Annotated in this window: 5 protein-coding genes and 1 pseudogene; 5 read left to right on the top strand and 1 reads right to left on the bottom strand. The window is 68.6% G+C overall.

All coding sequences use genetic code 11. The features are described 5' to 3' along the window. The 5 genes from ACWC09_RS51770 to ACWC09_RS51750 all read left to right on the top strand — a co-directional run. On the top strand, nucleotides 1–1,927 hold a 1,927-nt coding region (locus ACWC09_RS51770), incomplete at its 5' end, for a type I polyketide synthase (protein ID WP_450859189.1). 19 nt (nucleotides 1,928–1,946) lie between these two features. Further along, nucleotides 1,947–3,179: an enoyl-[acyl-carrier-protein] reductase FabV gene (gene fabV / locus ACWC09_RS51765; RefSeq protein WP_450859187.1), complete on the top strand. Its 1,233-nt coding sequence runs from the start codon at nucleotides 1,947–1,949 to the stop codon at nucleotides 3,177–3,179. Nucleotides 3,180–3,549: 370 nt separating this feature from the next. Beyond that, nucleotides 3,550–5,343, top strand: a complete 1,794-nt coding sequence (locus tag ACWC09_RS51760; protein ID WP_450859186.1) for an ABC transporter ATP-binding protein — start codon at nucleotides 3,550–3,552, stop codon at nucleotides 5,341–5,343. Continuing rightward, the gene (locus tag ACWC09_RS51755; RefSeq protein ID WP_450859185.1) at nucleotides 5,340–7,262 is read left to right on the top strand and encodes an ABC transporter ATP-binding protein; all 1,923 of its coding nucleotides are present in this window, start codon (nucleotides 5,340–5,342) and stop codon (nucleotides 7,260–7,262) included. The genes ACWC09_RS51760 and ACWC09_RS51755 overlap by 4 nt, the downstream gene beginning before the upstream one ends. 45 nt (nucleotides 7,263–7,307) lie before the next feature. Then, nucleotides 7,308–8,147 (top strand): NAD(P)H-binding protein, encoded by an 840-nt coding sequence (locus tag ACWC09_RS51750; RefSeq protein WP_450859184.1) that lies wholly within the window; start codon nucleotides 7,308–7,310, stop codon nucleotides 8,145–8,147. A 294-nt stretch (nucleotides 8,148–8,441) separates the two neighbouring features. On the opposite strand, the pseudogene ACWC09_RS51745 reads toward ACWC09_RS51750, so the two are convergent. After that, nucleotides 8,442–8,589, bottom strand: a pseudogene (locus ACWC09_RS51745) (IS701 family transposase); the annotation flags it as partial.

Genomic DNA, 8,589 nt, shown 5'->3' with positions numbered 1-8,589 from the left:
CCACAACGACCACATCTACGCCGAGATCACCCTGCCCACCGACCCGGACGCCTACAACATCCACCCCGCCCTGCTCGACGCCACACTCCACGCCGTGTGCACCGAGGGCCCTCGGCTGGCGACGTCCTGGCGTGGAGTCGCCGTACATGCGGTCGGCGCGTCCGCCCTGCGGGCGCGGATCAGTACGAATCGCACCGGCTCCGTGTCGATGATGCTGGCCGACACCGTTGGCGATCCTGTTGCTGAGCTCGGAGTCGCCACCACCCCCATCGATTCGCGGGAGTTGCAGGCCGCCAGGGTCGCGCAACTCGACGCGCTGTACCGGGAGGCTTGGGTTGACCACGTCGCGAAATCGCTGCCTCGCAAGGCGAATTGGGCAGTCATAGGCTCGGATCCGCTCTGCGCCGCGGCGGGATTGACGGCTGCGGGCGTGCGCGCTCAGGCCTACCCGGGACTGGACGCCCTGGCCGAAGCCGCCGGGGACGTGCCGGACTACCTGGTGGTCACCGTGCCGGCGGGCGCGGAGGTCGCCGCCACCGTGCGGGAGACACTGTGCTGGCTGGACGCTCTGCTGGCGACCGAAACGCTTGCCATGGCGACCGTGGTGTTCCTGACAACCTCCACGGTGCCGGCATTCGACCATGCCGGCACCGACCTCGGCGGCGCGGCGGTGTGGGGGCTGATCCGGTCCGCGCAGGCGGAGAACCCCGGACGGTTCGTACTCGCCGACGTGGACGCCGACGAAGCGTCGTGGCGAGCGCTGCCGAGGGCCGTCATGTCCGGCGAGCCACAGATGGCTCTGCGCGAGGGCCAGGCCAGGGTGCCGCGGCTCGTCGCGGGCAGGCCGGCGGGCAACACGGAGCAGTTCGCCGGAGACCAGGGCACAACGCTGATCACCGGTGGGACAACGCCGATGGGCGAACGACTGGCACGGCACCTGGTCGCCGTGCGCGGAGTGCGGCACCTGGTGCTCACCGGCGCCGAGGACCCCGCGCTGACCGCGGAGCTAACCGCGTTGGGCGCCACCGTCACCACCGCGGCGTGCGATCCGGGCGACCGCACGGCGCTGCGCGAGCTGATCGACTGTCTGCCCGCGGAGCATCCGCTGATCATGGCCGTGCACGTACCGCAGGCCCTGCCAAGCGACGAGACAGCTTCTCCGACACCTCCTCCGACACCGGATTCGCTCGCCGGGATGTTGCGCTCGTCGGTCGGTGCCGCGGAGATTCTCGACCAGGAGGTCGGGGCCGCCACGCTCGTCCTGTGCTCGTCGTTCGCCGGAACCGTCGGCGGTAATGGATCCGCCGCCTCGGCCGCGTCGGCGGCCGCACTGGACGCGCTCGCCCGACGGCGCTGGGCTCGCGGCGCGCCCGCGGTGTCGCTGGCCTGGGGGCCCTGGGCGCTGGGCGACGCACCGTCCCGCACCGGGATCGCAGGAGTGGGCGTGCTGGGGGTGCGGGAGGCCGTCGCGCTGTTCGATGCCGCCTGCCGCGCAAGTGAACCCGTGTGGATTCCGGTCAGCCTGGATCTGGCCGAGCTGGCCAGGCAGGCCAGGACGGGGAAGGCGCTGCCGCCGGCGTTCAGGTCGCTGGTCAGGACCACCGGAAAACGCACGGCGGGCGGCGGCGCGGCCTCGGCGACATCGCTACGGCAACGGCTCGCGTCGATGGCGGAAGGCGACCGGGACCGAACGCTGTCCGACCTCATCTCCACGCAGATTTCGGCGGTACTCGGGCTCGAGTCGGCTGATGCGGTGCAGCCGAACCAGATACTTCGCGAGCTCGGGTTCGACTCGTTGTCCATTCTGACCCTGCGAAACCGCTTGAACTCGGCGACCGACCTGCGTCTGGACTCCTCGTCGATGTTCGATCAGTCGACACCGGACGACCTGGTCCAGCACCTCAAGCAGGCACTGCTCGACAACTGATGCGGCAGAGGAGACGATCATGCACCCACCACTTGCGCAGTCCGAACGCGTCGTCAACCCAACGGGACGGGGCTATCTGCTGCTCGAGTCGCATCCGGTCGGATGCTTTCGCAGCGTCGAGTTGATGCGGGCCGAGGTGCCGGCCCCCGAGAAGCCACCGGCGCGGCGGCCGACGGCGCTGGTGATCGGGTCGAGCGCGGGCTATGGCCTGGCGAGCACGATCGCCGGGCTGGTGCGGTACGGCATCAACGGCGTGGGCATCGGCTTCGAGCGGGCGGCCGGGCACCGCAGTGCGACCGCCGGGTGGTACCGCACCATCGCCACCAACGTGATCGCCCGCGAGCTGGGGTCGGACTTCTCGTTCCGCAACGCCGACGCGTTCGCCGACACCACCAAGACCGAGACGCTGGATCTGCTGGCCAAGCGGTTCGGCGGCGTGGACTACCTGATCTACAGCGTGGCCGCGCCCCGGCGCACCGATCCTCGGAGCGGCACCACCTACCAGTCGGTGCTCAAGCCGCTCGGCGCGCCGTACACCACCCGGAACCTGGAGTTCGCCGACGATGGAGCCGCGTACTTGCGAGAGGCCACCGTCGCCCCGGCAGACGCGGCCGAGACCGCCGCGACAGTGCGTGTCATGGGCGGCGAGGACTGGTCCCGCTGGGTCACCGCGCTGGCGGAGCGCGGGCTGCTGCGCGAAGGTTTTCGCACGGTCGCCCTCAGCTATATCGGCTCGCCGTTGACTTCGGCCATCTACCGAGAGGGCACGATCGGCGCGGCCAAGGCCGACCTGGAGTCCACCGCGGTCGCCCTGACCGAACAGCTGGCCGCGGTGGGCGGCCGCGCCTACACCTCGCTGAACGGAGCCGCGATCACCCAGGCATTGACCGCCATACCGGGCATCCCGCTCTATGTCAGCCTGCTCCGTGGCGTCCTGGGCGACCGCTTCCCGTCCCCCGTCGAGCAGTCGCTCCAGCTGTGGAACCAGCTCACCGCACACCGGCCCGACTTGGACGAGTCCGGCCGCATCCGCCTCGATCGCTGGGAGCTGTCCGAGCCGGTCCAGGCCGCCGTGGCCGAACGCTGGCAGTCGATCACCCCCGAGACCGTCACCGAACTGGCCGACATTCCGTGGTTCCGCGCCCAGTTCCGTTCCCTGTACGGCTTCGACGTCCCCGGCGTCGACTACGCCACCCCGGTCGAGACCGACCTGCCCTGGCCGAACTCGTCGATTCCTTCAACCCGCCGCTGAGGGCGTGACCGTCTCCCCCGATACGTTCCCCTTCTCCCGCGTCGGCACCGTCTACGGCGGCTCGAACGAGATCCGGCGATGAGGCTCCGGGCGCTCAACGAAACTAAACTGCGTACACCGCACTCTTTTTTGGTAACCTGAATGCGTGTTGCCGAACATGCCTTGCTCCGCGTCGAGTTGACGCTGTCGCAGTACCGGACGCTGTCCGCGCCGACGCCGCCGGTTCCGTACGACCGGCGCAAGGCCAGGCTCGTGATCACCGACTCCGGCCGGTACCTGCTAGCCACGGCCAGCCAGGAGATCAGCCGGAAGTCGGCGAAAAACAAGCCGAGTGGGTCGCCCGAGAGGGCGCGCATAGAGGGGAACCCAGGTGAGCAAGACGTATCCGCCGCCGAGCGCGGCGATCGACCCCGATCCGAGCCGTTCCTGGTTACGGCGTGCGTGGCCGCTGGTTCGAGCGCACCGTTTGATGTTCGGCACGGCGCTGGTGATGTCCGGGTCCAGCCTGCTGGTGGCGGTACAGGTGCCCACGCTGATCCGGGACGCGGTGGACAACTCGGTTGTGTCGCATAAGGTGCCACTGTCGCACTACCTGTGGTGGCTGGTCGGGATGACGGTGGTCATGCTGGTCGTCGGCTACCTGTCCAAGCAGCTGCTGTTCCGCGCCGCGGCCAAGATCGAGTACGACCTGCGCAACATCGTGTACGGGCACCTGACCAGTCTGTCGTTCCCCTTCTACGACCGGGTGCAGACCGGGCAGCTGATCTCCCGCGCCAACTCCGACATCCGCGCGGTGCAGATGTATCTGTCGTTCGCGCCGTACCTGCTGGTGCAGTGCAGCATCTCGCTGGTGGCGTTCGCGTACATGCTGGCGATCAACGTGCCGCTGGCCATCCTGGCCATGCTGCCGATGCCGCTGCTGTTCGTGTCCAGCCGACGCATGCAGCGCTCCCTGTTCCCGGTGTCCTGGCTGGTCCAGGCCCGGCTGGCCGATGTCGCGACCGTGGTCGACGAAAACGTCAACGGCGTGCGCGTGGTCAAGTCGTTCGCGGCCGAACGGAGCCAGCTGCTGTTGCTTCAGAAGGCCGCGGCAAACGTCCGCTGGGCGAATGTGAAGGACGCCGATCTGCGCGCACGGTGGACGCCCTTGGTGCAGAACCTGCCTCGCGTCGGCATGGCGATCGTGCTGCTGTACGGCGGACACCTCGTCATTCAGGGCAGTCTGGGTATCGGCGCGATCCTGGCCTTCAACGCGTATCTCCTGATGCTCCAGGTGCCGTTCCAGGTGTTCGGCAACCTGATCATGCTGGGGCAGCGGTCTTCGGCCGCGGCCAAGCGGCTGTATGAGGTGCTGGACGAGAAGCCGGAGATCGTGGACGCCCCCAAGGCACTGGAGATCACCGGGGCGCGCGGTGACGTTCAGTTCAACGACGTCACCTTCGGCTATGGCGACGGCCCCGACGTGCTGAACGGGTTCTCGCTGCGGCTGCACCACGGCGAAACGGTGGCGGTGGTCGGTCGGACCGGCACCGGAAAGTCCACCGTCGCCAGGCTGCTGCCGCGTTTCTACGACGTGCGCGACGGTTCCGTCACCGTGGACGGGCACGACGTGCGGGACCTGACCCTGCACAGCCTGCGGGACGCCGTCGGCATCGTGCTGGACGAGCCATTTCTCTTCTCGGCGTCGGTCCGTGACAACATCGCCTACGGGCGGCCGGACGCGGACATCACCGACATCGAGCGCGTGGCCCGGCTGGCCGGGGCGCATGAGTTCATCACCGAGCTGTCCGACGGTTACGACACCGTCATCGGCGAACGCGGCTACACGCTGTCCGGCGGGCAGCGGCAGCGCATCGCGATTGCCCGGACGCTGCTGGTGAATCCGCCGGTACTGGTGCTCGACGACGCCACCAGCGCCATCGATGTCCAGGTGGAGCAGGAGATCCACGCCGGGCTGCGGACCCTGTTCGCCGGCCGGACGACGTTGATCATCGCGCACCGACCGTCCACCATCAGCCTGGCCGACCGCGTGGTGCTGCTGGACGGCGGGCGGATCGTCGCCGATGGCACGCACAAGGACCTGTTGGCGAGCACGCCGCTGTACGCGGAAGTGCTCGCGCAGGCGGACGAGAGCATCGCGGAACTAGGGAGTGTGGGGCGATGACGTCTCCCGTAGGTGGTGGTGGCGCGGCGTTCACCGGCGGCGGCAGGGCGACCCAACCAGGTCTGCCGTTCGCCGGCGTGCCGCCAGAGATGCAGGCGAGCGTCGACAAGTTGCTCAAGGCCGAGCCGGAACATTCCGAGCCCGAGGTCGTCTTCGAGCACAGCCGGCCCGATCCCGACGGCGCCAGGCTGAGTCTGCGGCGGCTGATCCGCCGGTACTGGCCGCTGGCGCTGCTGGCCGGAGTGTTCGTGGTCGTGGAGGCGCTGGCCTTGCAGGCCGGTCCGAAGCTGACCCAGATCGGGATCGACGACGGCATCACGGCGAAGAACTCCGGCGCGTTGCTGCTGGTCGCGGTCATATACCTGGTCAGTCTGGTGGTCACCGGCCTCGCGCAGGCCGCGCGGGTCAAGGTGACCGGGCGGATCGCCGCGTGGGTGATGAACGACCTGCGGATAAGGGTCTTCACCCAGTTGCAGCGGCTGTCGCTGAACTTCTACACCGGCGAGAAGGCCGGCGTGATCATGACCCGGATGACCAGCGATATCGAGAACCTCCAGCAGCTGCTGCAGGACGGCCTGGCACAGTTCGCCGTCCAGGGCCTGACCATGGTGATTGTCACGGTGCTGCTGTTCACCTACGACGTGCGGCTGGCGCTCATCACCATCGTGCTGGTGGTGCCCGTCCTGACCGCGCTGTCCCTGTGGTTCCGCCGCGCGTCCGGCAAGGGCTACGTGCGGGTACGGGACACCATCGCCGACGTGATCGCCGACCTTTCCGAGAGCCTGCAAGGTGTTCGCATCGTCACGGCGTACAACCGGCAGCGGCACAACACCGAGCACCACCGGCAGGTCACAGGCAAGTACTACGACGCCAACGTGCGAACCGGACGGATCAACTCGGTCTACACGCCGAGCACCCAGGTCATCGGCGTCGCCGGACAGATCGTGCTGCTGGCCATCGGCGCCGGCATGGTCACCGACCGGCAGCTGACCATCGGCGAGCTGGTGGCGTTCCTGCTTTCCCTGGGAGCCTTCTTCCAGCCCATCCAGCAGCTGGTGCAGCTGTACAACACATACCAGCAGGGGCAGTCGTCGATCGTGAAGCTGAGGCAGCTGCTGAGTACCCGACCGGAGGTCGAGGAGGACCCTGGAGCCGTCGACCTGCCGAAGGTCGAGGGTGAAATCGTCTTCGACGACGTGACGTTCGGCTATCTTCCCGACCGACCAGTGATCTCCGATGTGTCGCTGGACATCCGGGCCGGCGAGACCGTGGCGTTCGTCGGTCCGACCGGTGCCGGCAAGTCCACCCTCGCCAAACTGGTCACCCGGTTCTACGACCCGACCTCTGGACGGATACTCATCGACGGGCGCGACCTCCGGGACGTGCGGATTGAGTCCCTTCGCCGACAGCTCGGCGTTGTGCCGCAGGAGCCCTTCCTGTTCGCCGGGCCGCTTCGGGACAACATCCGCTTCGCCGCCTCGGACGCCTCCGACGACCGGGTCTGGGAGGCGCTGCGGGTCGTCGGCCTGGTCGACGTGGTAGAGCGGCTGCCCGACGGTCTCGACACCGTCGTTCAAGAGCGGGGCCAGTCCCTGTCCTCCGGCGAACGCCAGCTCGTCGCGCTGGCCAGGGCTTTCCTGGCCCAGCCCCGGGTGCTGGTCCTGGACGAGGCCACGTCCAACCTGGACCTCCAGACCGAGACCAAGATCGAGGGCGCCCTGGACGTGCTGCTCGAGGGCCGCACCGCGATCCTGATCGCGCACCGGCTCTCCACCGCCATGAAGGCCGACCGCATCGTCGTCGTCGACGAGGGCGGGATCGTCGAGGTCGGTTCGCACGACCAACTCGTCGCCGCCGACGGCAAGTACACCCAGATGTACGCCACCTGGACCAGTCAAGCCGCTGAGGTCCACTCATAAACCCTGCTCCAGCCGCAGCACCACCGATCACGAGGAGGTCCGATCATGGTTACTGTCGTCTTCGGCGCACGTGGCAACGTCGGCCGTCAGGTCGCCGCCGGCCTGCTGGCCGCTGGCGAAAAGGTCAGGGGGACCAGCAGAAATCCGGCGGCGGGCGGCTTCCCGTCCACGCTGGAGGTCGTCCCGGCCGACCTGGAGCGCCCCGAGACCCTGCCCGCGGTGCTGGCCGGTGCCGACAAGGTGTTCCTGTACGCCAAACCGGACGAGATCGAGGGCTTCGTGGCGGCGGCGCAATCCGCCGGCGTCCGGCAGGTGGTCCTGCTGTCGTCGGTGTCGGTCGTAATGTCCACCGCCGAAAAGAACCCGATCGCGCAGATGCACCGGACGGTCGAGTCGGCCATCGAGCGGTCGGGTCTGCGCTGGACATTCATCAGGCCGGGCATGTTCGCGACCAACGCCCGGTGGTGGTGGGGGGAATCGATCCGTACGGAGGGCGTCGTGCGCCTTCCGTACCCGGAGGCGCAGAACGCACCCGTCCATGAGAGGGACATGGCCGCGCTCGCCGTGACCGCTCTGACCGAGCCGGGCCACTCCCACCAGGCGTACACCGTCCACGGGGCCGAGTCGCTGACGCTGCGGCGCCAGGTGGAGCACATCGGTGAGGCCATCGGGCGCCCGATCCGGGTGGAGGCGGTCTCTCGCGAGCAGGCGCGGGAGGAATTGGTCAAGAAGGCGCCTCCAGTTGTGGCCGATGCGCTTCTGGGCATGTGGGCCGCCGCCGACGGCGTTCCGGCCCCGGTCTCGGTCATCGTCGCCAGGATCACCGGCAGGCCCGCGCAGACGTTCGCGCAGTGGGCCGCCGATCACGCCGACGACTTTCGCTGAGCGTCCTCCTCGGCTGGCCGCCGTGCGGTGGTCAGCCGAGGAGAAGCGAGATGCCCATGAGAACGGGAACCGACACGACTGTTGTTTCCGGGGCCGGATGACTGGCTGTCACCGGCCGGATCCGGTTCCCGCTCCTGCGGTGGGTGCTCGCTCTGCGCAGGGCGTGGCAGGCGCGGCGCCTGGTCGCCGACTTCGGTGAGGGGATGGACGCCCGGACGGCATGGGTGATGGCCCGCCTGGCGCCGGTCCAGACCGCGAGGAGTAACTGCAGTTCGCGGGCGACTCGGTAGAGGCTCAGGCCGGCGCCGTCTCTTTTGGGGACCGGGTGATGCGCTGCAGGGTGCAGAAGGCGTGCGCGACGGAGACGAGGGTGACGTGGTGGTGCCAGCCTCTCCAGGTGCGGCCTTCGAAGTGGGCCAGGCCCAGGGCCTGTTTCATCTCG

It is taken from the genome of Streptomyces sp. NPDC001617 (genome assembly GCF_053596855.1).
The sequence above is the reverse complement of the archived record's forward strand: the minus strand, read 5'-3'. Positions and strand labels throughout refer to the sequence as shown.

Excerpts from the sequence above, each read along its gene's own strand:
- ACWC09_RS51755 (WP_450859185.1), top strand. The coding sequence starts at position 5,340 with ATGACGTCTCCCGTAGGTGGTGGTGGCGCGGCGTTCACCGGCGGCGGC.
- fabV (WP_450859187.1), top strand. The coding sequence starts at position 1,947 with ATGCACCCACCACTTGCGCAGTCCGAACGCGTCGTCAACCCAACGGGA.
- ACWC09_RS51750 (WP_450859184.1), top strand. The coding sequence starts at position 7,308 with ATGGTTACTGTCGTCTTCGGCGCACGTGGCAACGTCGGCCGTCAGGTC.